Source organism: Geomonas sp. Red276, assembly GCF_054784495.1.
Genome location: NZ_BLXW01000041.1, coordinates 1 through 24,924, shown reverse-complemented (window position 1 = coordinate 24,924; position 24,924 = coordinate 1). Strand labels below are relative to the sequence as shown.

The 24,924-nt window shown below is 62.6% G+C and carries 20 protein-coding genes, 3 tRNA genes and 1 pseudogene; 4 read left to right on the top strand and 20 right to left on the bottom strand.

Going from position 1 to position 24,924, the window contains the following annotated elements:
* Nucleotides 1–343 precede the first annotated feature (343 nt).
* The 3 genes from ACYVL5_RS20315 to ACYVL5_RS20305 all read right to left on the bottom strand — a co-directional run bounded on the left by ACYVL5_RS20315 (nt 344) and on the right by ACYVL5_RS20305 (nt 5,489).
* A complete protein-coding gene (locus tag ACYVL5_RS20315; protein ID WP_460597398.1) occupies nt 344–1,711 on the bottom strand; it encodes a radical SAM protein in 1,368 nt (455 codons plus the stop codon).
* Complete coding sequence (locus ACYVL5_RS20310) at nt 1,708–4,881, bottom strand: C25 family cysteine peptidase (protein WP_460597397.1); 3,174 nt, start codon at nt 4,879–4,881, stop codon at nt 1,708–1,710. The genes ACYVL5_RS20315 and ACYVL5_RS20310 overlap by 4 nt, the downstream gene beginning before the upstream one ends.
* Before the next feature lie 533 nt (nt 4,882–5,414).
* Nucleotides 5,415–5,489: transfer RNA gene (locus ACYVL5_RS20305), tRNA-Gly, on the bottom strand.
* 161 nt (nt 5,490–5,650) lie between these two features.
* On the opposite strand from ACYVL5_RS20305, the gene ACYVL5_RS20300 reads away from it, so the two are divergent.
* Both ACYVL5_RS20300 and ACYVL5_RS20295 read left to right on the top strand, forming a co-directional pair.
* On the top strand, nt 5,651–6,097 hold the full coding sequence (locus tag ACYVL5_RS20300; protein ID WP_460597396.1) for an acyl-CoA thioesterase: 447 nt from the start codon (nt 5,651–5,653) through the stop codon (nt 6,095–6,097).
* Nucleotides 6,087–6,335, top strand: coding sequence for a hypothetical protein (locus ACYVL5_RS20295; protein WP_460597395.1), 249 nt, complete (start codon nt 6,087–6,089; stop codon nt 6,333–6,335). The genes ACYVL5_RS20300 and ACYVL5_RS20295 overlap by 11 nt, the downstream gene beginning before the upstream one ends.
* A gap of 135 nt (nt 6,336–6,470) precedes the next feature.
* Here the strand turns inward: ACYVL5_RS20295 and gluQRS are convergent, their stop codons facing one another.
* The 5 genes from gluQRS to ACYVL5_RS20270 all read right to left on the bottom strand — a co-directional run bounded on the left by gluQRS (nt 6,471) and on the right by ACYVL5_RS20270 (nt 10,257).
* Nucleotides 6,471–7,415 (bottom strand): glutamyl-Q tRNA(Asp) synthetase, encoded by a 945-nt coding sequence (gene gluQRS / locus ACYVL5_RS20290; RefSeq protein WP_460597394.1) that lies wholly within the window; start codon nt 7,413–7,415, stop codon nt 6,471–6,473.
* A gap of 128 nt (nt 7,416–7,543) precedes the next feature.
* Nucleotides 7,544–7,858 (bottom strand): pyrimidine/purine nucleoside phosphorylase, encoded by a 315-nt coding sequence (gene ppnP / locus ACYVL5_RS20285; protein WP_460597393.1) that lies wholly within the window; start codon nt 7,856–7,858, stop codon nt 7,544–7,546.
* Nucleotides 7,859–7,883: 25 nt separating this feature from the next.
* Nucleotides 7,884–8,231: a hypothetical protein gene (locus ACYVL5_RS20280; protein ID WP_460597392.1), complete on the bottom strand. Its 348-nt coding sequence runs from the start codon at nt 8,229–8,231 to the stop codon at nt 7,884–7,886.
* Nucleotides 8,232–8,468: 237 nt separating this feature from the next.
* The gene (gene glnA, locus ACYVL5_RS20275) at nt 8,469–9,881 is read right to left on the bottom strand and encodes a type I glutamate--ammonia ligase (protein WP_460597391.1); all 1,413 of its coding nucleotides are present in this window, start codon (nt 9,879–9,881) and stop codon (nt 8,469–8,471) included.
* Nucleotides 9,882–9,918: 37 nt separating this feature from the next.
* The gene (locus tag ACYVL5_RS20270; protein WP_250678879.1) at nt 9,919–10,257 is read right to left on the bottom strand and encodes a P-II family nitrogen regulator; all 339 of its coding nucleotides are present in this window, start codon (nt 10,255–10,257) and stop codon (nt 9,919–9,921) included.
* A gap of 339 nt (nt 10,258–10,596) precedes the next feature.
* On the opposite strand from ACYVL5_RS20270, the gene ACYVL5_RS20265 reads away from it, so the two are divergent.
* A complete protein-coding gene (locus tag ACYVL5_RS20265; protein WP_460597390.1) occupies nt 10,597–11,304 on the top strand; it encodes a M23 family metallopeptidase in 708 nt (235 codons plus the stop codon).
* Between the two features lie 210 nt (nt 11,305–11,514).
* Here the strand turns inward: ACYVL5_RS20265 and ACYVL5_RS20260 are convergent, their stop codons facing one another.
* The 11 genes from ACYVL5_RS20260 to ACYVL5_RS20210 form a co-directional block, all read right to left on the bottom strand.
* The gene (locus tag ACYVL5_RS20260; protein WP_460597389.1) at nt 11,515–13,602 is read right to left on the bottom strand and encodes a glutamine synthetase III family protein; all 2,088 of its coding nucleotides are present in this window, start codon (nt 13,600–13,602) and stop codon (nt 11,515–11,517) included.
* 288 nt (nt 13,603–13,890) lie between these two features.
* On the bottom strand, nt 13,891–16,374 hold the full coding sequence (gene hrpB, locus ACYVL5_RS20255) for an ATP-dependent RNA helicase (RefSeq protein ID WP_460597388.1): 2,484 nt from the start codon (nt 16,372–16,374) through the stop codon (nt 13,891–13,893).
* Nucleotides 16,375–16,380: 6 nt separating this feature from the next.
* The gene (locus ACYVL5_RS20250; RefSeq protein ID WP_460597387.1) at nt 16,381–17,055 is read right to left on the bottom strand and encodes an HAD family hydrolase; all 675 of its coding nucleotides are present in this window, start codon (nt 17,053–17,055) and stop codon (nt 16,381–16,383) included.
* Nucleotides 17,056–17,258: 203 nt separating this feature from the next.
* Nucleotides 17,259–18,104, bottom strand: coding sequence for a phosphatase PAP2 family protein (locus tag ACYVL5_RS20245; protein WP_460597386.1), 846 nt, complete (start codon nt 18,102–18,104; stop codon nt 17,259–17,261).
* A gap of 19 nt (nt 18,105–18,123) precedes the next feature.
* Complete coding sequence (locus tag ACYVL5_RS20240; protein WP_460597385.1) at nt 18,124–20,919, bottom strand: SLBB domain-containing protein; 2,796 nt, start codon at nt 20,917–20,919, stop codon at nt 18,124–18,126.
* A 123-nt stretch (nt 20,920–21,042) separates the two neighbouring features.
* Nucleotides 21,043–21,117, bottom strand: a tRNA-Glu gene (locus tag ACYVL5_RS20235).
* 35 nt (nt 21,118–21,152) lie between these two features.
* Nucleotides 21,153–21,226: transfer RNA gene (locus ACYVL5_RS20230), tRNA-Gln, on the bottom strand.
* Between the two features lie 41 nt (nt 21,227–21,267).
* Nucleotides 21,268–21,819, bottom strand: a complete 552-nt coding sequence (locus tag ACYVL5_RS20225; protein WP_460597384.1) for a 2-oxoacid:acceptor oxidoreductase family protein — start codon at nt 21,817–21,819, stop codon at nt 21,268–21,270.
* Between the two features lie 111 nt (nt 21,820–21,930).
* A complete protein-coding gene (locus ACYVL5_RS20220) occupies nt 21,931–22,674 on the bottom strand; it encodes a thiamine pyrophosphate-dependent enzyme (RefSeq protein ID WP_460597383.1) in 744 nt (247 codons plus the stop codon).
* Nucleotides 22,675–22,695: 21 nt separating this feature from the next.
* Entirely contained in the window at nt 22,696–23,760 is a 1,065-nt protein-coding gene (locus ACYVL5_RS20215) for a 3-methyl-2-oxobutanoate dehydrogenase subunit VorB (RefSeq protein WP_460597382.1), read from the bottom strand.
* Between the two features lie 108 nt (nt 23,761–23,868).
* On the bottom strand, nt 23,869–24,072 hold the full coding sequence (locus tag ACYVL5_RS20210; RefSeq protein WP_250678889.1) for a 4Fe-4S binding protein: 204 nt from the start codon (nt 24,070–24,072) through the stop codon (nt 23,869–23,871).
* A gap of 195 nt (nt 24,073–24,267) precedes the next feature.
* Here ACYVL5_RS20210 and ACYVL5_RS20205 point away from each other — a divergent pair, with 195 nt between their 5' ends.
* The gene (locus ACYVL5_RS20205) at nt 24,268–24,771 is read left to right on the top strand and encodes a Ros/MucR family transcriptional regulator (protein WP_460597381.1); all 504 of its coding nucleotides are present in this window, start codon (nt 24,268–24,270) and stop codon (nt 24,769–24,771) included.
* 33 nt (nt 24,772–24,804) lie between these two features.
* Here the strand turns inward: ACYVL5_RS20205 and ACYVL5_RS20200 are convergent.
* Nucleotides 24,805–24,924: pseudogene (locus tag ACYVL5_RS20200) on the bottom strand (IS1595 family transposase); the annotation flags it as partial.

Below are 24,924 nucleotides of genomic sequence, written 5' to 3'. Positions count from 1 at the left end.
CAGGAAGGTGCTATGCCGAACATATCAACAATACTAAAAGGTAATCTTCTGCTGATGCTCTCCGTTGTGGCTTTAGCGTATGGGGAAGACAAATGCAGCCATGAACAATTCATGAGACCCGCCAAGGAAATCCGCGACGTCATCTGTGACTCAGGTCAGCATCCGCACCAGGAAAGGGGTGCAGGCGGTGGAATTTTCACTCAACGGGACGGCCATGCCTTTTCCAGACTTCAACGGACGGACGCGCAATTCAGTACGTCTCGTTCCGGGGATGGTGCGGATCTTTGAGATTCAGTAACACCCCACCCTCACCCTGCCCCTCCCCTTGAAGGGGAGGGAACCTTCAAGATTTAAAACATAAGGGATCCGAACCTTTTAGACTGCCGGTCGCCATGAAGGCTGAGGCGCGACAACCTCCGCGACAGTGCTCGCTAGCATAACCGCACGTCCTGCAGGGGCCGGTCATCTCGGCTTTCTCGAGATTGCGCATTTCATTTAACAAGCGGGACTCACGCCAGATCTCCTCCACCGAATCATTCACGAGGCTGCCAAGCGGAAAGTCGTGCAGAAATGGGCACGGGTACGCGGTGCCGTCGGCCCCGACGCTCAGTTCATCATATCCTGCCGAGCAGATCATTTTCCCCTCCGCTGGGGCCGGGACGAGGTCTTTATCGAGCAGAAACAGGAACGTCGATTTCATCGATATGCTGATCTTTCCCTGCAGTTCCGCCTGCTTCCGGGCGAGGGTCTCGGTGAGCCGGATGGAGCCTTCCCGGTCGAGCCGCAACTTCGCCCCGTGCGTCTTACCACGTCCAGCCGGAATGAAGGGGATGGCCTTGTATCCATCGCACCCCAGTTCCACCGCGAGGTCGATGATCTGGCCGATCGAGTCGATATTGCCCGCGGTAGCCGTCGTGCTGATGCTGGTGGACAACCCCGTCTCCTTGAACCGGCGCAAAGCGGCACAGGCATCTGCGAAGGCACCCCGCTTGCCGCGAAACCGGTCGTGGTCCTCGCCTATCCCATCGATACTCACCTGGATCTGAAAGACCGGGAGATCCGCCAATCCCTCGATGATGGCAGGGGGGACACGGTACCCGTTGGTCGCGATATCGACCCGCATTCCGGTCTTGGCGATGTGGCGGAGAAGCTCCCAGATGTCGCGGCGGGCAAACGGCTCTCCCCCGGCAAGTGAGAGATACAGCACCTTGGCCGCGGCAAGCTTGTCGACCAGGCGAAATGCCTCCACGGTGCCGAGCTCGGATTTTCCCGGGCGGCCTGAGCTGGTAAGGCAGTGCGGACAGCTCAAGTTGCAGGCGTAGGTGACGTCCCAGATCACGCTTTTCGGGGTGGAAAAGGGCAATGCCGTGCCGATGGCGCCGGGCCGGGAGGCGGGAGCCGGAGAGGCACCCTTTTGGGCGACGAACCGCACTGCATGCGCCCGGGTCATCATGGCCAGCGTCTCTTGCCATTTCGCCGCAATCGCCTCACTGCCCAGGTCGAATTCCTGCCTGCAGCGGCTGAGGATATCGCTGACCGTGTATTCCCCGGTGCAAAGCGCCATGAGGCGCGTCTCGACGGGGCCCAGCTCACATTCGACCGCGGTATAGGGGTTGAACAGGATACCTCCGAAGGCTTCCTCGCGCAGCGTTATGAAGGAGAACAATGCAGGCGCCTGGGCGCCCGCATTGTCCGATGGGGCCTCTCTCATTCTGTGTCCATCTCCTTCAACATAAGGATCAGCGCCTTGCGGTTGGCGGGGCTCAGCTTCTCGATCAATCGCTTGACGGCCGGAGTGTCCCGCTTGGCCGCAAGCTCCCTGATATCCTTGACGCCAGCCTCCTTCACGATATCGACGAAGTCTTCATCCCACGGCGGGGGATCGATGGCGGGGCAGCCGCTACCTATGGCAGCCATGCAACCGGAGATGGAAATATTGCACGCTATCTTGCCGCCGCAGGGGATGATCTCGGCCCCGCACGAGATTGCCGGGCCGCAGAGGATGGAGGCATTACAGAGGATGTTCGATTTGCAGAAGATCGCCGCCTTGCAGCCGACCGCGGCCTTGCAGCTGATGGCCGCTTTGCAGACCACGCCGGTCTTGCAGATTACCTCGGTGACCTGAATGGAGCCGAAGTACGGCACGTAGTCGGTGGCGGTGACGACGACTTCCATGGCACCTTTGGCGGGTGGATCGATATGGAGATCCGCCTCCCCCGTCGCATCGGTCGTTGCCGATACCACCCAATCTCCCATGGCGAAGCTCACCACGGCGTCCGCGACAGCACCGCCTCCCGATTGAGCCACCTTCACCAGCACATGCTGGTCACTCCTGGTCACCTTCGAGGGGTGCGTCACCGCAAGTGTCTTGGGATCGCCGATCCATAGCGGCATCTCGGGATCGCCAAGGAGGTTTAAAGCGACGTTGCTCCATTTGTTCTGCAGGTTGAAACGAGAATCGTTGAGCAAAGCCAGGTGCCGCGTCGTTTTCAGGCGCTTGAAGAACTCCCGCTGGTACCCGGCATCGCCTGACCAGCCAAACCGCGTGTAGCCGATGTAGGCGACCGCACCTCCGTTGGTGTTCTTCAGCAGGCTCTCACTCATGGCGTCTTCCCACTCGAAGTCGCCGGTCAAGCAGGAAAAGGCATAGCCGATAAAGGTGTGGTAGCCGTTGGCCAGCCCCAGCGCCATGCCGCTGTCGAGTCCGCAGCAGCCCCCCTGGCTCCCGTGCCCGCTCAAGCTGACGAAGTGCTGCCCCAGGTTGAGCGTGTCGCGGAGACGGGCGGTGGTCAGGTGGGAAATGGGCGGCACCGTCGCATCCGCCGGCGGCAAATCGATTTCGTCCTCGTAGAGGCGCCGGACCGTGTCGATGCCGGGAAAATCGGCCGCCACTTGCTTGCGCAGCGTTTCCTGGTCGGCCATGGAGCTGTCGGCCGTGGGCTTGTCGAAAATGAAGTATTGCGGTGCCACTTCATCGGAGTACCCGTACACCACCACCCACAGGGTCGGCACCGGGAAATGGGTCAATACCCCGCCAATGACGAGGATCGTTTCGCTCACGGCAAGATCGGTGTCGCTTTTGGCGAAATACCACCCCCGTCCCGTGTTGGCGGCCCCGGCATCATAGGGGATGGAGCGGATATCCGCATCGGTCACCAGGGAGAACAAGTTCCACAGCACGTCGGAAAACTGCGTTTCCAGCTTGATCAGGCTGTAAAGAGCGGCCGCAGGATGGTGGTAGCAGTTGTTACCGGGGGGCACCGCCGCGGTTGGCCCGATGTACATCCGCGCATCGTTGAAGTTGAAGTTGGCCGAGACTATGGCCAGACGCCGCGGCCAGTCATGGCTTAACGTGGTGCCGTCGGGGCGGCGGAACTGCTCGTAGGCGATGACTTTCTTGACGAAGGCTTCGGCCTCCGCTACCGAGGCGACGGGTGCGCGTCCCAATCCTACATCCGCGTTGAACCCTAACCCGTCCAGGTTGGTCCCGCCGGTCTGCTGACCGTAGATGCCGTTGTCGATCAGGTCCCAGTCGTGGCGGCCTGCCACGTTGTAATTGGGGCCAACCAGGCTCGAGTAGTAGAGGTCGGTTGGAATGCGGTTCCAGCGGTAAAGCCACTGGAGGGTGGCGTTCACCATGGCCGCGGGTCCGTTCACGCGGACGAACTGGGTCGTGGTCGCCGTGCGGGTCGCATAGGTGTTGTCCGTGGTGTAATACCACCCCGGGGTGGCGGCGCCGGACGTCCCGGCGGAATCATACGGGATGAGGTCGCCGGTCGTGGGATTCACGAGAAGCAGCGGCCAATCGCCCGGCCACCAATCGCCGGCACTGACGACGTGCATCTTGAGGTAGGTGCCGGTCCAGAACGAGCGGTTGTCAGCGGGAGGGTCGGCGGCATCCACCGCGATGTGCCCCTCGGCATTGCCGGCTACGAGACGCTCCGGAACGATGTTCACATCCCCGCCGAGGAGCACCCAGGAAACGTCCCAATGCCCATAGGCCCACTTGAGGAAGTTGCGCAACACCTCCTGCAAGTCGCGCGCACCGGTCTTGAAGTCGCCGTACGTGTTCCCGACGATGTCGCTGATGGTGACCACGCGAGCGGTGAGTCCGCGGCGGCGTTTCCAGTCGGCCAGTTTCTGGAAGCTCGACACCAGGTCCCCTGCCGGTCCGGCGGGTGAAATCGCCGCGGCATTCCAGGTCTGGTTGTCGGTGATGACGAGGTATTCGTACTTGGCCGGGAACGGCGGGAACGGTGGGAACTTGTCCGGGAGGTCACCGATCCAGTCGGGGTTCAACACGTCGCCTGTCAGGATGTCGCGCATCCTGGCGGCTTCCTTCAGCGTGCGCGCCTTGCGGAAGTCGCGGCTGCCGGCGAAATACCCTCCGCTCTTCGGCGCGCTGGTCGGCTCGTAGGTGAGGGTGATGGAGATCTCGGTGGCGAATTCGAGAATCCCTTTCTCGTTCTGATGCACCGGGCGGAGCTCGAGCGAAGCGATGGTCGCGACACCGCGGTGTTCGATCGTGCTGATCGAGGCCACCGGGGCGGGTTGTGCGAGCGCCCGCTGGTACTCCTTGATGTCGGGCGGTGTGATGTGGGGGGCGACTCTCGGGTAGGGGGAGGGAGCAAACTCCCTTCTTTTCTCGGCGTGGAGGGACGGCTTGTGCTTTTCTTTAGGAGGTGATGGTGGATGGATGGGGCGCGGTTCCTGAATCGGGGCGACGAGTTTGGGGCTTTTGGTCACCTCGGTCTTCTTCGTGATGACCGCCTTGACGTCGGTGACGTCACTGAAAGGGGGCAGCGCCACCCGCAGCAGTTGCATCGGGAAACCGGGGGCTCCCGGCTTTCCGGCGACATAGCCATCGTCAAGATCGAGCACGACCCCGAACGGGGTGTCAGTCAGGCGAAGCGTATCGGTTTTGAACTTGACGGTCAACGTGAGTTCGCCCCGATCAAGCGAGGGTTTTCCATTAATCCGCACCATTCTTTTCTCAGCCATGAGTTTCTCCTTTTGAAGTCGAGTGTTCCTTAACCGGCACCTCCCCATCCCACTCGATTGACGGAACCTGCAGAGTATCTCTCCCGAGTCCCACGACTGATGGGAGAGCATTTTCCTATGATGACACCATGTTCGGCGTTTCGTTCTTCGGGAGCCAGCCTCACCCCCCCAATGATAACTCTAAAATTTTTTTTATCTTTCACGGGGTAACGAATTGGTGTTTTACTCACCTCTTAACCCGGCGGGGCACTGCCGTAGCAGTTTAAAAAGGGGAAAATATTTTACGCTATCATTCTCAACGGGGGATGCGAGGAGCACAGGGTGCGTTATTGGGTAAGGAGAAAGAAGAGGGTGGAAGGCGGAAACTGAAAAGCCCCCGGCTGCATCGAGCAACCGGGGGCTTTGAATTTGTTTGGAGCGGGAAACGGGGTTCGAACCCGCGACTTCAACCTTGGCAAGGTTGCACTCTACCACTGAGTTATTCCCGCTCAATGGAGATCCTGTTTATAGCAAAGGAGCTCCTCTCAGTCAACCATTTTTTTCTTCATACTGCAATGATGTCAGCGTAGTTCACCTCGATAAAGTGAGTCCCTTTCGGGGCCGGCTGAGGTATACTCTGGTGTCGAAGTAACTTCAGAAGGAGAGCTGCATGGACAACCGCAAGGCCGAACTGATTGAAACTCTGCTTCCCAAAGACACGAACGGCTACGGGAATATCTTTGGCGGAGTCATCATGAGCATCATGGACAAGACCGCCGGGGTCGCCTGCTGGCGCTATTCCCGGAAAAGGGTGGTCACCAAGTGCGCCCAGGAGATCTGCTTCCATACCCCGGTCAATATGGGGGAGGTCGTCTACTCACGCGCGACCATCGTCCACGTCGGACGCTCCTCGATGGAGGTGGAGGTCGAGGTGGAGGCGGAAAATGTCATGGACGGGACCATCCGCCGGGCCGCCAGCGGCATCTTCACCATGGTGGCGCTGGACGAGAACTGGCACCCTACCCAGGTCCCGGAGTGGCAACCGGTAACCGAGGCGGAGATCGAGAAATGGCGGGCGGCCGAACTGAGAAGGAAACGCCGGAGCCATGAGCAATAGCCGCGGGAAAAGAAAGCGGGCCCGGGCCTGGAGCGGGCGATTGATCGCGCTGGCGACCCTGCTGGCGGTCACCGGCTGCGAGTCGATCAACGACGCGGTGGTCAGGTCCTGGCTGATGGATTCAGGTCTGGGGAACCGGGTCAGCAAGCAGATCAAGGAAGGATTGAAGAAGAAGGAGGCGGCTCCGCCTGTGACGGGGCCAAGATTCCCGGCACCGCAGGGGATGGATCAGGGGTAGGTAGCCTCCTTAGAACCTCCCTCACCCGGCCTTCGGCCACCCTCTCCCCTAAAGGGGCGAGGGTATATCAAGAAAGGCCTTCGGCCACCCTCTCCCCCGAAGGGGCGATGGGATATGGAGGTAGTGCCCTCTCAGCTAAAGGGGCGAGGGGATTTCGTTTCCGGGGAAAGGGGCGGAGTCGCGGGGGATGGCGGCTGGGTCGAAGTGCTCCCTCCCCCAGGCGAGGATCTCCCGAGCCGAAGCGCCACCCAGTGCGGGCGGGGGATTTTGGCCGAGGAAGCGGAGGGCGCCTAACAGCAGTCCGCCTCCTTCCCGCGACAGGTCGCGGCCGGCAGCCAGGGAGACGGCGTTGTCCCGCTTGCTGAGCTTGGCGCCATCGGGGCCGGTGACCAGCGGCAGGTGCCCGTAATCGGGAGTGGGAAACTGGAAGACCCGCTGCAGGTAGATCTGGCAGGGGGTGGAGCTCAACAGGTCGGCCCCCCGCACCACCTGGTTGACGCCGGAGGCGGCATCATCCACCACCACCGCCAGGTGATAGGCGTACGGCCCATCGGCCCGGCGCACCACGAAGTCCCCGCAGGAGGCGGTCAGGCGCTGGCAGTAGCGCCCCATGACCGCGTCGCTAAAGCAGATCACCTCGTCGTACACCTTCACCCTCAGTGCACGTTCGACCTTCTCGGGAGGAAGACCGTCGCGGCAGATGCCGGGATAGACCAGGGTCTCGCCGTGGGGGGCCGAGGAGATCTGGGCGATCTCGCTCCTGGTGCAGCCGCAGCCATAGGCGAGCCCACGCCGGATCAACTCTTCCGCCGCCTCCCGGTACTGCTCGGTCCGCCTGCTCTGATAGAGCACCTCCCCGTCCCATTCGAACCCAAGGGTCTCCAGGGTGAAGAGGATGTCGTCGGCGATCCCCGGCACCACGCGGGGAAGATCGAGGTCTTCCATACGCAGAAGCCACGCTCCCCCCAGGTGCCTCGCCATGAGGTAGCTCCCGAGGGCCGCCACCAGGGAGCCCAGGTGCAGGGGACCGGTCGGCGAGGGGGCGAAACGCCCGATTATGTGGTGATCTTCGTTGACCATAGATGCCGTCAGCCTCATCCTCACCACCCCCTCCCCTTGTAGGGAGGGGGAGCATGAAGAAGTGGGAGATCTGCACCAAGGGGCTCCCTTACCTGGCGGCCCTTGGCGCTATCTGGCTTGGTGTGAGGTTAGCCGAGGAACGAGCAGCAGTAGTCGGCGATGGTGGTGACCTTCATGGTGAAGCTGGAGTTGGCGGGGACTTCGAAGGCCTCGCCCCCCTTGACGGTGACCCATTCGGTGGAGCCGGGAAGGAGCACGGTCAGCTCGCCGGACATGAACTCCATCAGTTCGGGGGCACCGGTGTTGAAGGTGAACTCGCCGGGAAGCAGGATGCCGAGGGTCTTCTTGGAGCCGTCGGGGAAGATGACGGTCCGGCTGGTGCACCTGCCGTCGAAGTAGATGTTGGCCTCTTTGACTACCGTTACGTTGTTGAATTCAGACACGAACTACCTCCTGGATTGATATGTATCAGGTCGGCCACTCTCCCGACTCCCACCGCTCCAGGGCGACCTGCGCCCGGAAACCGATGAGTCCCGGCAGCTTGGCGATTCTCTTCAAAACGGCGACGCATCGTTCGGGGGCCTCGCGGATCGCGAAGACCGCGGCCATGCCGGCTACGGGTGGCGCCTGGTCTTCCAGCAGTACCAGAAACGCCTCCACTCCACCTTCACGGATCACCACCGCATAAAACCGGGTGAGTTCCTGAACCTGGGCGGCGGCGGCTTCATCGTCGAAGGCTTCCATTGCCTCGGCATGCCTGAGAGCCGACTTGGCGAACCATCCGACGACTTTATCTATTTTCTCCTGCCGATTCAATTGCTGCTCCCCGAGCCATCCTTTTGCTGACTCCACGGACGCTTCAAGCGAAGAACAGTAACAGTTTTGTCACAGTGAGACAAGCGAAACTGCCTCCGGATACCCCCATCCTCACCCCGTACCCTCCTCTTGAAGGGGAGGGAGAGTTGGTATCGGCAAGCAAATCTCGGCGCAGGCGCGCCCAAATAGAAAAGGCGGGGTTGCCCCCGCCTTTTTATGCTGCTATCGAGTTGCCGCTTAGATGTCGAAGTAGAGGGCGAACTCGAGCGGTACCGGACGCATACGGACCGGGTTGACTTCGGCTTCGGTCTTGTACTCGACCCACTTCTCGATGACGTCCGGGGTGAAGACATCGCCTTTGAGGAGGAACTCGTGGTCTTCCTTGAGGGCGTTGAGAGCCTCTTCGAGGCTCCCCGGAGCGGACGGGATGTTGGCGAGCTCTTCCGGGGACAGGCCGTAGATGTCCTTGTCCAGCGGCTGGCCCGGATCGATCTTGTTCTCGATGCCGTCGAGGCCTGCCATCAGCATGGCGGCGAAGGCGAGGTAGCCGTTGCAGGACGGGTCCGGAGTACGGTACTCGATGCGCTTGGCTTTCGGGTTGGTGGAGAACATCGGGATACGCAGCGAAGCGGAGCGGTTACGGCTGGAGTAAGCCATGTTCACCGGAGCCTCGAAGCCCGGCACCAGACGCTTGTAGGAGTTGGTGGTCGGGTTGGTGAAGGCGCAGAGGGAGCGGGCGTGCTTGATGATGCCGCCGATGTAGTACAGCGCCATCTGGGAGAGCCCGCCGTACTTGTCCCCGGCGAAGAGGTTGGCGTTGTCCTTCCAAAGCGACATATGGCAGTGCATGCCGGAGCCGTTGTCGCCGTAGAGCGGTTTCGGCATGAAGGTTACCGTCTTGCCGTTTCTGTAGGCGACGTTCTTGATGACGTATTTGAACCACTGGAGCTGGTCGGCCATGTCGACCAGCGAGGAGAAGCGCATGTCGATCTCGGCCTGGCCGCCGGTGGCGACTTCGTGGTGCTGGCACTCGACGCGGATCCCCACCTTCTGCAGCTCGAGAACCATCTCGTTACGGAGATCGTTCTGGGAGTCGGTCGGGGAGACCGGGAAGTAGCCTTCCTTGTGGCGCGGCTTGTAGCCGAGGTTCGGGAACTCTTCGCGGCCGGTGTTCCAGGTGCCTTCCACGGAGTCGACCGCGTAGAAGGACTGGTTGGAGGAGGAGTCGTAGCGGACGTCGTCGAAGATGAAGAATTCGGCTTCCGGCCCGAAGTAGGCGGTGTCGGCGAGGCCGGTCGACTTCAGGTAGGCCTCGGCCTTGCGGGCGATGTTACGCGGGTCGCGGCTGTAGTCTTCCTTGGTGATCGGATCGAAGATGTTGCAGATGAGGGAGAGGGTCGGGATAGCGGTAAACGGATCCATCTTGGCGGTCTTCGGATCCGGGATGATGATCATGTCGGAGGCGTGAATCGGCTGCCAGCCGCGGATGGAGGAGCCGTCGAAACCCTGACCTTCTTCGAAAGTGTCCTCACCGAACTCGCTCATCGGCACCGAGAAGTGCTGCCAGATGCCGACGAAGTCCATGAACTTGAAGTCCACCATCAGCGCGCCATTTTCTTTAGCGAACTCTACTACCTGTTTTGGGGTCATCTACAATCTCCTTTGAATTTAGTAGAAAATCAGGCGACTAGAGGGCGTCTTCGCCCCGTTCGCCGGTCCTGATCCGTACAACTTCTTCAACGGGTGTGACGAAGATCTTACCATCGCCGATGCGGCCGGTCTTAGCGGCCTGCTCGATGGCGTCGACCACCTTGGCAACCACCTCGTCGGAGACGATGATTTCCATCTTGATCTTGGGGATGAAGTCCACGACGTACTCCGCGCCGCGGTACAGTTCCGTGTGTCCCTTCTGGCGACCGAAACCTTTGACCTCACCGATGGTGATGCCTTGGATGCCGATCTCATTAAGGGCTTCTTTGACCTCATCAAGCTTAAAGGGCTTTATAATTGCTTCCACTTTTTTCACGGCCGTTACCTCCGCAGGTTTTTCAATGCGCGCAAATTATAGTAACGTTACCGTCAAATTGCAAGGTTAATAAAGCAACGTGAGCCGGCGTTCAGGGACAAATTAGCAATTTTTTTGCCAAGGTGAATGCATAAAAATACTTCTTTGTTTCCGGATGGTTACCAAAGATGATCGCCTCCCGGCTGCCTGATTTCGACGCGGCCGCTTAACCGTTAGGCAGCCGCCGAGACCGCCTGCCTATTTATTGGGCAAACCGGGTTCACCTTGCCAACTCCCCCTCTGTCACGGTATATTGTGCGCCTTAACCTGTGGAATCAACGCCGTCTCCGGAACCTGCTCATGAAAATGTTTCATCTCTCCAAACATCGTCTAGTCGCGCTGCTCATTTTGCCCGGGACCCTCTGCCTGGCATCGACCTCGGCACGGGCAGACTTCTATCGTTACGTCGGGGAGGACGGGGTGGAAACCTTCACCAACACGCCCAATGCTCCCGGCGCGGTACGGGTGCTGCGCGAGGCGAAGGTGAGGACCAGGCCGGTAAAGGAACGGCCGACGGAAGCGCTCGAGCCGCCTGCTCCGGGCGAGGCACCGCGGCTGCCGGTGAACGGGACGGTGACCTCCAAGGTCGGGTGGCGCCACGACCCGATCGACGGGGCCGTCAGGCACCATAACGGCGTGGACATCGCGGTGCCGGCCGGCACCCGGGTGAAGGCGATCATGGGCGGCAAGGTCCGGGAAAGCGGCCCTCACGGCGGCTACGGTAACCTGGTGGTGATCGAACATCCCGACGGGATGACGTCGCTGTACGGTCACAACTCGAAGCTGGAAGTCAAGGTGGGAGACACGGTCCAGGCCGGCGACGTCATCGCCTACTCGGGCTCCACCGGCCGCTCTACGGGACCGCACCTGCACTTCGAGCTGTGGAAAAACGGCAACAACGTCACCCAGGCCTACCTCGAAAACGGCGTCGGCATCCCGGAGGTCTCGGGAGGCATCAGGAGTTACCTGCACGCCGACGGCTCGATCGTCTTTACCAATCTGCATTAGTAGCAGTCGGCAGTTCTCCACCCCCATCCTCACCCTGTCCCTCCCCTTGAAGGGGAGGGAACGTCGCGCCGGCAACTCCCCACCACCGGTATTTGTTCGCCATCGAAGGGCCGCGTGGACACGGGGTGCCGACCCTACTCCCGGAAACAACAAAAGGAGCCCCCCGATGGGAGGCTCCTTTTGTTGTTTTGCCTATCTGTTGCCGCGAGACTACAGGATGAACAGCATCTCGGCGTAGGTCGGCATCGGCCAGTAATCGGCGGAGACGATCTTCTCGAGGGCATCGCCGTCGGCACGCAGGACGAGCATCTGGGCGAAGACCTTCTCGCGGAAGGCGGTAGCCTGCTTGGCGAGGTCATCGATGGCCAGTGCGTTGTCGAGAGCCTTCTGAAGGGCCTTGACGTTCTTGTTCATCGAGGAGAGGAGCTTGGAGGCCTCTTCCAGGGTTTCCTTCTGGGCCGAGACGTCGATCTTGCTGGAGACGGCGGCGACCGAAGAGATCGACTGGGCGACTTCGGTGATGAAGGAGGTAGCGGCAGGCATGATGCTCTGCTTGGCCATGTCGATCATGGTCAGGGCTTCGATGTTGAGGGTCTTGACGTACTGCTCGACCACGATTTCGTAGCGCGCGTGGATCTCTTTCTCGGTGAAGACCTTGTGCCTGGTGAACAGCTCCACCGACTCCTTCTTGATCAGCTCCTTGAGAGCCTCCGGAGTGCTGGGGATGTTCGGGAGGCCGCGCTTCTTGGCTTCGGCGACCCACTCGTCGGAGTAGTTGTTGCCGTTGAACACGATGCGCTTGTGTTTCTTGGCGGTCTCCTGGAGGAGTTTCTGCAGGTCGGCGGAGAAGTCCTTCGACTTCTCGAGCTTGTCGGCGAACTGCCTGAGGGACTCGGCGATGATGGTGTTGATGATGACGTTCGGCCCGGAGATGGAGAAGGTGGAACCGACCATCCTGAACTCGAACTTGTTGCCGGTGAAGGCGAACGGAGAGGTACGGTTACGGTCGGTGGTGTCTTTGGGAAGCGCGGGGAGAGTGGTCACCCCGATCTTCATGTCGGTACCCTTCTTGGAGGATTTGGCCCCACCCTTCTCGATCTGCTCCATGATGTCGGCCAGCTGCTCGCCGAGGAACACGGAGATGATGGCCGGCGGTGCCTCGTTGGCGCCGAGGCGGTGGTCGTTACCGGCGTTGGCGCAGGTCATGCGCAAGAGGCCCGCGTTCTCGTCGACCGCCTTGATGGTGGCCATCAGGAAGGTCAGGAACTGGGCGTTCTCGTGCGGGGTGTGACCCGGCTCGAGCAGGTTCTGCCCGTCGGAGGAGCTCATGGACCAGTTGTTGTGCTTGCCGGAGCCGTTGACGCCTGCGAACGGCTTCTCGTGCAGCAGGCAGACCATGTCGTGCCTGAGGGCGACGCGCTTCAGGGTGTCCATGACCAGCTGGTTGTGGTCGGTGGCGATGTTGGTGGTTTCGAAGATCGGGGCGATCTCGAACTGGCCGGGGGCGACCTCGTTGTGCTGGGTCTTGGCGGTGACGCCGAGCTTCCAGAGTTCGGTGTTGACTTCCTTCATGAAGGAGACGACACGCTCCTTGATGGTGCCGAAGTAGTGATCCTCCATCTCCTGCCCTTTCGGGGGCATGGCGCCGAAGAGGGTACGGCCGGCCATCATCAGGTCAAGCCTCTCCTCGAAGAAGGACTTGTCGATCAGGAAGTATTCCTGCTCGGGGCCGACGGTGGAGGTGACCCGGTTGGCGGTCTGGTTCCCGAACAGCCTGAGAATCCTCAGGGCCTGGGTGGAAAGGGCCTCCATGGAGCGCAAAAGCGGGGTCTTCTTGTCGAGGGCCTCGCCGGTGTAGGAGCAGAAAGCGGTCGGGATGCAGAGGGTAACGACGTCGGCCTCTTCCCTGAGGAAGGCGGGGGAGGTGCAGTCCCAGGCGGTGTAGCCCCTGGCCTCGAAGGTGGCCCTCAGGCCGCCGCTCGGGAAGGAGGAGGCGTCGGGCTCGCCCTTGATGAGCTCCTTGCCGGAGAACTCCATCATGATGCCGGCATCGGTCGGGGTGATGAAGGAGTCGTGCTTCTCAGCGGTGACACCGGTCATCGGCTGGAACCAGTGGGTGAAATGGGTGGCGCCCCTCTCGATGGCCCATTCCTTCATGGCGGTGGCGACCACATCGGCGATGGTCGGGTCCAGCGGGAGCCCTTCGTCGATGGTTTTCTTCAGGTTCTTGTAGACAGCCTTGGGCAGTCTTTCCCTCATCACTTCCTGGCTAAATACGTTCTGACCGAAAATCTCCATACTAGTTCTCACTCCTTGTCTTTAGTGGTGCGGAAATTATGCAACTTTTCGAGCTGCGACTATTTTAGGCACTTTTTTCCCGAGTTCGGAAAACCCACCTGATTTGCAAGATATGCGCCCTTCGGAGAGCCCTCAGACAGGGCTCAAGGTAACGGCCCGTAGTACCGACTGTTTCACGAACGGGTTTCGTAAAAGGATGCAGAAAAATTAGGCAGTTGTAACCAAAAACTGCCACATTTTTAAGCACGGTGCCTAAAATTGTGGCAGCAGGGGAGATGGGGCGAGGGGTCACATCCTCTTCTTCACGTGGCGGGTGGCCTGGGCGCTCCAGGGGTCGTCGGGCCAGGGGTGCTTGGGATAGCGACCTTTCAACTCCTTGCAGACCTCCTTGTAGGCGCCGTCCCAGAAGCTTCTCAAGTCGCTGGTGACCTGGATGGGACGTCGGGCCGGGGAGAGGAGGTGAATGAGCAACGGAACGCGGCCGAAGGCGATCCGCGGGGTCTCGGCCAGTCCGAACATCTCCTGCAGCTTGACGCTCAGGTACGGGGTCCCCTCGGTGGGGTAATGGAGCTGGACCCGCGAGCCGCTCGGGACCTCGAGGTGGGTCGGGGCTCCTTCGTCGACGAGCTTTTGCTCCCGCCAGCTCAGCATGGCCCGCAGCGGTCCCAGGAGATCGACCTTGGCGAGTTGCCCGAGACTCCTCACCCCGTCCAGGTAGGGGAGGAGCCACTCGGAGAGCCGGCCTGCCAGGGCCTCAGGGGAAAGATCGGGAAGCCCCTCCTCGGGGAGCTCCTTTGCCAGGAACACGACCCGGTTGCGGAACTCGACGGCCTGGCCGCTCCAGTTGAGCCCCTCCAGTCCGGGCCCGGCCAGGATCCCCTCCAGCAGGGCCGCGGCCAACTCTTCCCGCGCCGGGGTGCCCGGCCGCTCGGACAAAAGCAACGCCCCCAGGCGCTCCTCCTCGCGGGCGATCACCCGTCCCTCCCGCTCATCCCAGAAGACACGTTTTTCCCTGGTGATTGCCGCCGCACATACCCTCCTCACCGACTCCGGGGTCACCGCGCTGGCGAGGTGAATATCCCCCTCCGCCCCGCCGCCGGTCACCTCGACCGCCACGATGAAAGGCCGCCCGGCCAGGTTCGAACGGCGGGACAGCTTGCCGCCGGTGCCGTTGGCGAGCAGGTAGCGTCCCGAGCCGGGAGTGCGCTCCTTCCCTACCCGGTCGGGATACGCCTTCATGAGCAGCTCCCCGATCATCCCGGCATCGGGGACCGGTCCCCGGTCGTCCCCGGAGAGGCGAAGGGCGTTGCGGAAGTAGCCGGCGAGCCTTTCGATGGTGGCGCTCAGCTGGGGGTCCCGGCGCTCGCGAAGCGCCTCGACGCGGTCGAGCAGGTCGCTGTCGGAAACGGCTCCCTCGCCGCGGGGTAGGAGGTCCCGCTCGGAGAGGATGGCCGCCAGGGTGCAGGCAAGCCTCCCCTCCCCTTCCGGCTCCGCGGCGATCAGCATGGCGGCGAGCCTCGGATGCATCGGGAGCGAGGCCATCTTCCTCCCGAGGGGGGTAATGGTCCCGCGGTGATCGAGCGCACCGAGCTGGGCGAGGAGCGACCTCCCCTGGGCCAGGTGCCCGGCCGGCGGCTGGTCGAGGAACGAGAGCTGGGCGGGATCGGCCACCCCCCAGAGGGCGAGGTCGAGGGCCAAGGGGGCCAGGTCGGAAACCCGGATCTCGGGCGGTGTGAAGGGGAGCAGGGTCGTCTGGGTGTGCCGGGTCCAGAGCCGGTAGCAGACCCCGGGGCCGAGTCGGCCGGCGCGCCCGGCCCGCTGCTCGGAGGAGGCGGCCGAGATGCGCAGGGTCTCCAGGCGGTTCAACCCGCTTCCGGCATGGTAGCGGAGCTGGCGGGAGTAGCCGGAGTCGATCACCACCCGCACACCTTCGATGGTCAGGCTGGTCTCGGCGATGTTGGTGGAGAGGACGACCTTGCGGCGGTCGGCGGGGAGGATGGCGCGCTCCTGCAGGGCGAAGGGGAGATCACCGTAGAGGACGGCAACCAGCACCTCGTTTCCCAGCCGCTCCTTCAGGCTTCGTTCCACCCGCTTGATCTCCCCGGCACCCGGGAGAAAGACGAGGATATCCCCGGTGGTCTCCGAGAGGGCGGAAAGGACGGCGGTGAAGACGGTATCGGTGAGGCGTCCGGTGGGCTCGACGTTCAAGTAGCGGTGTTCGACCGGGAACTGGCGGCCCGGGCTGGAGACGAGCGGGGCGCCGCCCAGCAGGTCGGCGACCGGGCCGGCGTCCAGGGTGGCGGACATGACGAGGATGCGCAGATCTTCCCGGAGCCCCTGCTGAACGTCCCGGCAAAGCGCCAGGGAGAGATCGGAGGTAAGGCTTCGCTCGTGGAATTCGTCGAAGATGACCGCGCCGACCTCCTGTAGCAGGGGATCGGCCTGGAGCCGCCGGGCGAGGACCCCCTCGGTGACCACCTCGACCCGGGTGGCGGCCGAGACCTTGCGCTCGAAACGGATGGTATAGCCGATCCGGCGCCCGGGCTCCTCCCCAAGGGACGAGGCGAGGAAGCGGGCCGCGTTGACGGCGGCAAGCCGCCTCGGCTCAAGCATGATGATCTTCTTGCCGGAAAGGTAGGGGGCGTCCATGAGGGCCAGCGGGACCCGGGTGGTCTTGCCGGCGCCGGGAGGAGCCTGCAAGACGGCGGCATTGCCCGCCTCGAGGAGAGCCACCAGCTCGGGGAGGATTGCCTCGATGGGAGCCTTGGACATGGAGATCTAGATGAGGTGGCGGAGGCTTTCCAGGTCGACGCCGGCCAGCGAATCCACCACCTTCACGGCTCCCAGGAGCCGCTCTTCGGGATAGCTGTTGGTCACCCCCAGCACCTTGAGACCGGCGCCGGTGGCGGAGGCGATGCCGGCCGGGGTGTCCTCGACGGCGAGGGTGGAGGCGCCCTTGACCGCGCCGGGAAACTTGTGCTGGAGGCGCTCGAGGGCCATGAGGTAGCTTTCCGGGTCCGGTTTGCTGGCGGCCACCTCGTTGGCGGTGACGATGACGTCGAAGGCCCCGGTCAGCGAGAGCTGCTCGAGGACGGGATCGATGTCGCTTCTCAGGGCGCCGCTGCAAAGGGCGAGCGGCAGGGCGCCGGAGATGGAGCGGATCAGTTCGACGACGCCCGGATAGGGGGCGACACCGGCGGAGACGATGCGGATGAAGGCCTCGGCCTTTTCCGCCATCAAGCGGTGAAGCTCTTGGTCGGAAAGGTGGCGCCCGCCGGCCCGGAAGGACTCGCGGAAGGCGTCGCGGTCGTCGAAGCCGAGGTACTCGTCGAGGTACTGCTGCCAGGAGTAGCCGAGCCCCAGGGGGACCAGCACTTCCTGAAAGGCCTTGTAGTGAAGAGGCTCGCTGTCAACGATGATGCCGTCGAAGTCGAAAATTACCGCGTCTAGCATTGGTGCTCCTTATCCCGGGCCGCCTGGAGGACGGCTACTTTGCTGTTTTCAGGTTTTCTGTCGGACCCGCGTGGGCACGGGGTGCCCACCCTACCGGTCGCACTGTCGCACTTCGTGGTGAGTAGGGTGGGGAGCCCTCTGCCCACCGTTTCCCGCCGCACGCGATCTCGGTGGCCGCCGCCCTACCTGGTGGGAGAAGGGGCTCAGAAGCGGCCGGCGAGGGCGAGCCCCGGGGCGCCCCCCATGCTGGCCGGGGTGATGGTCACCTTGGCGCCGTGGAGGTCGTAGTACCTGGTGACGGCGCTCCCTGCCAGCTCGCCGATGGCGGCGCCCAACACCACGTCGCTCGCCCAGTGCTGATCCCGGTAGAGACGGGAAAAGCCGACCAGGGTGGCGCCGGTGTAGCAAAGCACCTTTACTCCCCAGGAATCGCTCTCGGCGGCCAGCACGTGGGCCACGGCAAAGGAACTCGCGGTATGCATGGAAGGAAGCGAATAGTCACCGTCGAAACGGAAAGGCCGGTAGCTCGACTCCCCCTTTTCGGCCTCCGGTCTCGCCCGCCCGGCCGCCTCCTTGAGGATGAGCGTGGTCCCGTCGGCCAAAAGGAGGGCCTCGCCGAGCTTCTGTCCCAAAAGAAGGACCCGCGGCGAATCGGTCAGCGCGCCGGCTCCGTAGAGGGTGGCGGCCACCCCGAGGTGGAGGTAGGGATCGCCGGCCAGGCTCCCCCAGCGGGTGACGTGATCGAGGGTGCTGGTGTGGACCCCGGCCAGATCTGACCGGATGTCCCGATCGTAGACGCAGGCAGTGGCGAAGGCTCCCGCCGCGACGATGGTCTGGACCCAGTAGGGATCGACGGGGCCGGTCGCGAAGAGAAGACTCTCGTCTCCTATCCGCCCCACCTCCTGCTTCACGGCGGCGGTGCTGGTGAAGACGTTCTCGACCGCCAAAACCGGAGTGGCCGGTAAAAGCCCCGCTGCCAGCACTAGCGCGACCAGCAGACGGACGATACCCCGCACGCCCACCGGCACTTTCCCTCCCGACGTCACCATTGGTAAGCCCCCCTACCCGCTACTTGAAGAAGAGCCAGATGGTTCCGGCGGTGAGTGCCACCTGCGAAACGATGGTGGTGATGTCCTTGATCTCCCTCAGCCAGGCTATCCGGTCGAGTTTCTGGGGAACGACCACGGTGTCGCCCGGCCACAGCGTACGGGAGAGGAAGCTCCCGAAGTGCCAGGTCTTGTCGCTTTCATCCCAGCTGAATCCGAAGGAGGACTGGCTCCTGCTGAGCACGGTGCCGTCCGCCCGCAGGACGTACATCTCGGAGGTGTCGGCGTCGTTGAGCGGGCCGCCGGAGCTGGAGAGGTACTTGGAAACGGTGCCGTCGTCGCTGTAGACGAAGGTGGCCGGGCTATAGACCTGCCCCATCACGCTCACCACGCTCGGGGTGGCCGGGACGTCGAGCATGTCTCCACCCATGAGCTCCAGGTCGTACTTGGACTGGGCCAGCTTCTCCGGCGGCAGCAGGCTGATGACGATGCGCCCTTCGGCCTTCTTCAGCTTAAGCGCCTCCAGGCTCTTCATGAGGCTGTCGAGGGCGGCCTTGTTGGCGGCCAGGTCCTCGCTGGAGGAGGAGACCGCGGAGAGCTCGCTCTGCTTTCTCAGGATGTCCTGCTCGCTGCGGGCGATCACCTCGTCCATCCGCTTTTGCTGCAGCACCTGCACCGACTTCCTCGTGAAGCGCGCGCCGCGCAGGTAGGCCCGGTCGGTGAAGCCGCCGGCCCGCTCGATCACCGAGCTCAGCCGTTCTCCCTTGGTGATGGAGTACTTGCCCGGATAGCGGACCTCACCCCTGAGGGTGACGAAACGGTCGGTCATCTCCAGCCACTGGGTGATGCTCCTGACGATGAGGACGTCGTCCGGCTGCAGTTCGAGGTTCGCGGAGGGGTCGCCGGCCAGCGCCTTTTTCAGGTCGAGGTTGATCCTCGTCGGGGTGGCGGAGCCGCGGTTGATGTCGATCCTGGTGAGCTCGGCGTCTTCCATGAGGGCGTTACGCTTGAGGCTTCCGGCGGCGGCCACCAGGTCGCGCACGGTCATGCGGGGGTAGAACGGGTAGTTCCCCGCCTTCTTGACCTCGCCGGTGATGGAGACCATCGGGCGCTCCTGCATCTGCCAGAGCGAAAAGACCCTGACTGCGTCCTGGTCCCTGAGCTCGATGTTCTCCTTGGCATCTCCCGCCAGCGCCTTGCCGAGGTTGGCCGAGAGCTTCTCGAGGTGGCGGTCGGGGAGCACCTGCCGGGTGATTTCGGCCGAGCCTAGGTAGGTGTCGGGGAGGATGGCGTCGTACCCCGGGAGGAGGTCGCGCAGGCGCATCCCTTTACGGTACTGGTACTCTCCGGGACGGGAGACGTTCCCCGAAAGGGTCACCACCTGGCGCGCCACGTCGTAGAACGGGAAGACCTTGACCATGTCGTGGTCGGAGATGGGGATCGAGGCGAGCTCCTGCTCGAGTTGTCCCCCCTTGGGGAGGTAGTCGTGGATCACGCGGGAGCTGTTCCCCTCCAGGCGCTCGACCTGGAGCCGCCCCTTGTCGCCGGAGGCGGTGATCCCGCCTGCCATGTCGATGACCGAGGAGAGGGTGGCGGGACCCTTCAGCTCGTAGATGCCGGGACGCTTGACCTCTCCCGCCACCGCCGCCACCGGGCCGATGACCGGCACGAAGAGGGTGTCCCCGTTTTCCACCCTGACGTCGCGGCTGCGGTCGCCGGAGAGGAACATGGAGTACAGGTCGATGTCCTGGACCGTCCTACCGCCCCTCACCAGCCGCACCTGGCGAAGCGAGCCGTTCTTGGTGGGACCGCCGGCGGCGGAGAGGGCGTTGATGGCCGAGGAAAGCGAGCTCACCGTGTAGGCACCGGGAGCCTGCACCTCACCCACCACGAAAACCTGGATGGTGCGGAGCTTGCCGAGGGTGATGTTGAATTCGTACCCCTTGAAGTAGCGGGAGATGGACTTGTCGACCACCCCGCGGAGTTGGGCGTAGGTGAGCCCCCAGACCTTGACGGCTCCTATCCTCGGGATGGTGATCTCGCCGTTGCGGTCGACCTCGAGGTCGTAGCGCCCCTGGGTGGTTCCCCAGATGTCGATCCGGAGGGAATCGCCCGGGCCGATGACGTAGTCGGAGCCGACCGGGAGATTGTCGCGGGAGGCGGCGCCCGCATTGGTGAAGAAGTCATAGCCGAACTGGGTGAGGGCGGGCTTCACCTCCTTGCCGTCGACGATGCGGGTCATCGCCCTCAATCCGCGGGAGAAGGAGCGCTCGATGGCGGAATTGGACTCCTCGGGAGGAAGCGGGGTGAGGGTGATCTCCTCGGAAGAGGCGACCTCCTTCCCTTCCCTGCTGTAGCCGGAGACCCTCACGTAGTGGACAACGCCGTTTTTCAGTCCGCGCAGGCGGTAGATGTTCCCTTTGATCTTCTCCAGCCGCCGCTCGACCTTGTCCCGCTCGCTGTGGTAGCTGATGGTGTAGGTATCGACCGGGGTGTCGCCCGGCTCGGGGGCATACCAGCTGATGACGATCTCTTCGTCCCCCGCCTCGCCCCTCAACTTGAGCTTGGTGGTGGTCACCTTGCCGTTGGCGTCCACCTCCTTGGCGCGCGTGGTCTCCTTCTTCTGCTGGTCACCGGTGTCGGATGGCTGGTCTCCGGCCGGGGACTGGTCGGAGGAGAGCTGGTTGTTGGACTGATCGGAGGCTTGCTGCTCGGAGGACGGCTGGTCCCCCTGGAGCGCCGGATCGGTGGCGGCCATCGACAGGGGAGTCTGGAAGATGGTAAGGCACAGAAGGAGTACTGCGAGCACTTTTCTCATGAAGACCTCAGCCAGCGTAGTTTAAGACAAAATAAAATAAGCGAGTTGCCTACCGTTGGCAACTGCAAAAACCCGGCGGCGGACAAAAAAAAAACAGCGCCCCGGGGGACGCTGTCTTCTTTATGGTGATCCCAAGGGGACTTGAACCCCTGTTACCGACGTGAAAGGCCGGTGTCCTAACCACTAGACGATGGGACCGAAAAAGGGCGGCCTAAGCCGGAGCCTTTATGGATTGGCTGGGGTACAAGGATTCGAACCTTGGATGACGGAGTCAGAGTCCGTTGCCTTACCGCTTGGCGATACCCCAACAAGAGAGACCAACTTAATAGCAAATTCGGCAGGAGGAAGTCAAGCTTTTTTCTGCCGGGCCACCGCCCCCCCCGCCTCGATCGCCTTCACGTTGGCGGGGATGAAGCGGTGGTTCCTCTCGGGAAGCGCCTGCTTGAGCGCGTCGGCAACCGTGGTCACCCCGACGGCGGGGATCAGCGCCAGGTACGCCCCGACGGCCACCATGTTGACCATGCGGGAATCGCCTAGCTCCATGGCGATCTCGTTCATGGGAACCGGGACCAGGGTGATGTCGTCACGGTTAAGGCCGGAGACGTCCACCAGCGAGGAGTTGTAGATGCAGATCCCGCCCGGGCGGACCTTGCTCCCGAAACGCTCCAGGGAGGCCTGGTTGAGTACCACCAGGGTGGAGGGGCTCCCCACCACCGGGGAGCCGACCGCGCCGTCGGCGATCACCACCGTGCAGGTGGCGGAGCCTCCCCTCTTCTCGACCCCGTACGCGGGGAAGTAGCTGACGTTCTTTCCTTCCTCTATGGCGGCATAGGACAGGAGGTTCCCGGCGAGGAGCACCCCCTGGCCGCCGAAACCGGCTATCATCAGATCGTACCGCATGATCCCTCCTACTAATTAAATGTGATCGCTTCCGCTCAGCCGAAATGAGGTCTCCCCCTTGTCAAAGGGGGACTTCGAACTGCCTGGAGACCTTTCGAAAGGGGAAGACGACTACTCCTTCCCTTCCTGCTTGAAGATCCCGAGCTGGAAGTACGGGATCATCTCCTCGGCCACGCGGGCGTTGGCCTTGAGCGGCGCCATCCCCCAGTTGGTCGGGCAGGCGGAGAGTACCTCCACGAAGGAGAACCCTTTCCCCTGGGCCTGGTAGCCGAAGGCCTCGCGCATCAACTTCTTGGCCTGGATGAGGTTCTTCGGGGAATCGACCGCCACCCGCGCGGAATAGGCGACCCCGCCCAGCTGGGCCAAAAGCTCGGCCATCTTGATGGGGGCGCCGTCCTTCTTGCGGTCACGGCCGTAGGGGGAGGTGGAGGTCTTCTGCCCCACCAGGGTGGTGGGGGCCATCTGACCTCCGGTCATCCCGTAGGTGGTGTTGTTGACGAAGACGACGGTGATGTCCTCGCCACGGTTGGCGGCGTGGATGATCTCGGCGGTCCCGATGGCGGCCAGGTCGCCGTCACCCTGGTAGGTGAAGACGAAGCGGTCGGGGCGGGCCCGTTTCACACCGGTGGCCACCGCCGAGGCGCGCCCGTGCGGGGCCTCGACGACGTCGATGTCGAAGTAGCCGTAGAGAAAGACCGAGCACCCCACCGAGGCGACCCCGATGGTTTCCTGCTGCACGCCGTGGAAGTCCATGGCATCGGCCACCAGGCGGTGAATGGTGCCGTGGTGGCACCCCGGGCAGAAATGGGTCTGAACGTCCTTGAGGCTCACCGGCCTCTTGAAAACCTGTTCCATGCTGCTTCCCTCGTTAAGGTATTAAATCCTGCCGCAACTCTTCCGGATCACGTCCAGAAGCTCTTCCGGAGACGGGAGCGAGCCGGCCCCCGGCGGGCGGCCGTAGAAGTCGACCTCGGCCTTGCCGTTGACGGCCAGGCGGACGTCCTCCACCATCTGGCCGCAGTTGAGCTCGACCACCAGCACCCTGCCGGCGCGGATGCCGGCCTCGGCGAGCGCCTTCTCCGGGAAGGGGAAGAGGGTGATGGGGCGGAAGAGGCCGACCTTCAGCCCCTCCTCGCGCGCCATGGCGACCGCGGTCTGCGCGATGCGGGAGACGGAGCCGAAACCGGTCACCAAAAGCTCGGCGTCGTCGGCCAGGTAGGTCTCGTACATGACCTCCTTTTCCTTCATCACCTGGTACTTGGCGTGGAGCTTCCAGTTGTGGGCCTCGAGCTCGCCGTCGCCGAGGAACAGGGACTTGACCACCCGCTGCTCCCCTCCCCCCTTGCCGCGGACCGCCCACTGCTTTGCGGGGAGCTCGCGCTGGGGACGGGGGTTGGGGGTGAGTGCTTCCTTCATCTGCCCGACCACCGAGTCCCCCAGCACCATGACCGGGGTACGGTAGAGATCGGCGAGGTCGAAGGCGTGCATGGTCAGGTCGTACATCTCCTGCACGCTGTTGGGGGCCAACACCGGGATGTGGTAGCCGCCGTGCCCTCCCCCCTTCACCGACTGGAAGTAATCGGACTGGGAGGCGTCGATCCCCCCGAGGCCGGGGCCGGAGCGGGAGATGTTGATGATGACGCCCGGGAGCTCGGAGCCGGCCATGTAGGAGATCCCTTCCTGCTTTAAGGAGATGCCGGGGCTCGACGAGGATGTCATGGCGCGCTTGCCGCAGGCGGAGGCGCCCAGCAGCATGTTGATGGAGGCGACTTCGCTCTCGGCCTGGATGAATTCGCCGCCCAGCCCGGGGAGCTCGCGGGAGAGGTACTCGGGAATGTCGCTTTGCGGGGTGATCGGGTAGCCGAAGTAGTAGCGGCACCCGGCTTCCAGGGCCCCCATGGCGGCGGCCTCATTTCCCTTGACGAACAGTCTTTTCGACACGTGGACCTCCAGCATGAAACTGCATGACTCCCTGTCCGGTTGATCGAGGAAAGGCATTACCGACGACCAGCCCGCTCAGACCAGAGTCACAGACTCGATGACATTGACTTATTTGTAGACAGTGATGGCTACGTCAGGACAGATTTCGGCGCAGAGAGCACACCCGGTGCACTGCTCCAGATTCGGAGCTTCGGCCGGTGTGTAGCCCTGGATGTTGACCCGTTCGCAGAGCTGTATCAGCTTACGGGGGCACGCGATGGTGCAGAGACCGCACCCTTTGCATCTCAACTGATCAATCTCAATTCTTGCCATAAGCAACTTCCCTCACATACCGACAGCGGTGTCGGACCCATCCAATTAGCGGCTGAACCTAGCAGAAACCTGTCGCTTACGTCAACTTTTTTTGTTTTGAGTAAATATTTCTCGCTTGCTTTTGGTTGGGCATATAGTTTAATAAATGTTAATAAACTTTTGTACGTTAAAAACAGGGAAAGGAGGACCACCGAGATGGCATCATCACTGCTCGAACTGACGGCCAACATAGTCTCGTCGCACGCGTCGGTAACCGAGATGTCCGGCGAGGATCTGCTTCAGGAACTGCAGAAGGTTCACGTCGCCCTGCAGAAATTAGAAGTGGAAAGCGGCGAAGGTGGTGAGAAGTCCGAGAGCAAGGGGCCCGCCGTTTCTTTGAAAAAGGCCTTTCAACCGGACCAGATAACCTGCATGCTCTGCGGGAAAAGCGGTATGAAGACCCTGGCCCGTCACCTGGCCCAGGTGCACGGAATCAAGCCGGGGGAATACCGGAAACAGTTCGGCATCCCGAGCAACCAGGCCCTCACCGCCAAGAACTTCTCCGAAGCCCGCCGCAGGATGGCCCAGGAGAAGGGGCTCGCCGACAACCTCGCCAAGGCCAGGGCGGTCCGGGCGGCGAAACTGGCAGCCAAGACCGGCGGCGAGAGAAAGCCTGCCAAAGAACCGCGGCAACCCAAGCAGAAGCGGATGAGCGCCTGAGTCCTCTTTTTCCTATGACATAAAAAAACCTGATTAGCGCCAATCTTCCGCTAGGCGTAACCACCGCTCTGGTCGGCTGCCAGTCCGGGCAGCGGCAGCAGCGAGGCGGGGAAGCATAGCAGCAAGATCGAAACGACGGTTAAAGCGGTACTG

What these genes read in the sequence shown, in the direction of transcription:
- ACYVL5_RS20225 (WP_460597384.1), bottom strand. Translation starts at nt 21,819, where the DNA reads ATGCGGTACGATCTGATGATAGCCGGTTTCGGCGGCCAGGGGGTGCTC.
- ACYVL5_RS20245 (WP_460597386.1), bottom strand. Translation starts at nt 18,104, where the DNA reads ATGGTGACGTCGGGAGGGAAAGTGCCGGTGGGCGTGCGGGGTATCGTC.
- ACYVL5_RS20295 (WP_460597395.1), top strand. Translation starts at nt 6,087, where the DNA reads ATGAGCAATAGCCGCGGGAAAAGAAAGCGGGCCCGGGCCTGGAGCGGG.
- glnA (WP_460597391.1), bottom strand. Translation starts at nt 9,881, where the DNA reads ATGACCCCAAAACAGGTAGTAGAGTTCGCTAAAGAAAATGGCGCGCTG.
- ACYVL5_RS20265 (WP_460597390.1), top strand. Translation starts at nt 10,597, where the DNA reads ATGAAAATGTTTCATCTCTCCAAACATCGTCTAGTCGCGCTGCTCATT.
- ACYVL5_RS20300 (WP_460597396.1), top strand. Translation starts at nt 5,651, where the DNA reads ATGGACAACCGCAAGGCCGAACTGATTGAAACTCTGCTTCCCAAAGAC.
- gluQRS (WP_460597394.1), bottom strand. Translation starts at nt 7,415, where the DNA reads ATGGTCAACGAAGATCACCACATAATCGGGCGTTTCGCCCCCTCGCCG.
- ACYVL5_RS20240 (WP_460597385.1), bottom strand. Translation starts at nt 20,919, where the DNA reads ATGAGAAAAGTGCTCGCAGTACTCCTTCTGTGCCTTACCATCTTCCAG.
- ACYVL5_RS20220 (WP_460597383.1), bottom strand. Translation starts at nt 22,674, where the DNA reads ATGGAACAGGTTTTCAAGAGGCCGGTGAGCCTCAAGGACGTTCAGACC.
- ACYVL5_RS20260 (WP_460597389.1), bottom strand. Translation starts at nt 13,602, where the DNA reads ATGGAGATTTTCGGTCAGAACGTATTTAGCCAGGAAGTGATGAGGGAA.
- hrpB (WP_460597388.1), bottom strand. Translation starts at nt 16,374, where the DNA reads ATGTCCAAGGCTCCCATCGAGGCAATCCTCCCCGAGCTGGTGGCTCTC.
- ACYVL5_RS20205 (WP_460597381.1), top strand. Translation starts at nt 24,268, where the DNA reads ATGGCATCATCACTGCTCGAACTGACGGCCAACATAGTCTCGTCGCAC.
- ACYVL5_RS20315 (WP_460597398.1), bottom strand. Translation starts at nt 1,711, where the DNA reads ATGAGAGAGGCCCCATCGGACAATGCGGGCGCCCAGGCGCCTGCATTG.
- ACYVL5_RS20250 (WP_460597387.1), bottom strand. Translation starts at nt 17,055, where the DNA reads ATGCTAGACGCGGTAATTTTCGACTTCGACGGCATCATCGTTGACAGC.
- ACYVL5_RS20210 (WP_250678889.1), bottom strand. Translation starts at nt 24,072, where the DNA reads ATGGCAAGAATTGAGATTGATCAGTTGAGATGCAAAGGGTGCGGTCTC.